Annotated in this window: 1 protein-coding gene; it reads right to left on the bottom strand. The window is 43.4% G+C overall.

The window, feature by feature from the left end:
• Positions 1–398 precede the first annotated feature (398 nt).
• The gene (locus N1032_RS28585) at positions 399–554 is read right to left on the bottom strand and encodes a YadA-like family protein (protein WP_407933100.1); all 156 of its coding nucleotides are present in this window, start codon (positions 552–554) and stop codon (positions 399–401) included.
• Positions 555–560: the final 6 nt, after the last annotated feature.

Raw genomic sequence — 560 nt, 5'->3', positions numbered from 1 at the left:
GGGGTGGAGGTTTCATAACCAAGTCCATTGGACAGGGTGATGTGAGTACCATCACCATTTGTATCTGTTACAGATTCAACGTCTGCCGCATGAGCAGCAACGTTAGCAAAAGCAACTACAGCAAGAATAGCCATGATTGTACGTTTCATTTTGTTTACCTTTATTACACATTAAAAAAATGCTCCTGCACCTTGGGGGTATACAGGAGCGAATGATGATGATCGCTTTTAACAGCCTTATCTCTTAGTTGATTGGATAATGTCGAACCAATCATAAAAGCCACTCCGAAGAATGGCTTTGAGTTTGATTCATTTCAACTTACTGAGGCCGTAAACAACCACAATAATCTCAACTATAAAGAATCCGAGAGTTAACCAGATGTCGTGAGTTTCAGTCACTTACCAGCTACCGTGGAAACCTACAGAAGCACCAGCCGCTTCACCGTCGTAAGAAGCCTGAACAGTGATTGCAGTGTTGGTAGAAGTGTTGAATTGCAGACCACCAGCGATAGCAGTTGCGCCATCGTATTCACCAACCGCTACAGCGTAACCGATTTCATT

Origin of the sequence: Herbiconiux daphne, assembly GCF_024979295.1 — a bacterium.
Taxonomy (GTDB): domain Bacteria; phylum Actinomycetota; class Actinomycetes; order Actinomycetales; family Microbacteriaceae; genus Herbiconiux; species Herbiconiux daphnes.
The sequence above is the reverse complement of the archived record's forward strand: the minus strand, read 5'-3'. Positions and strand labels throughout refer to the sequence as shown.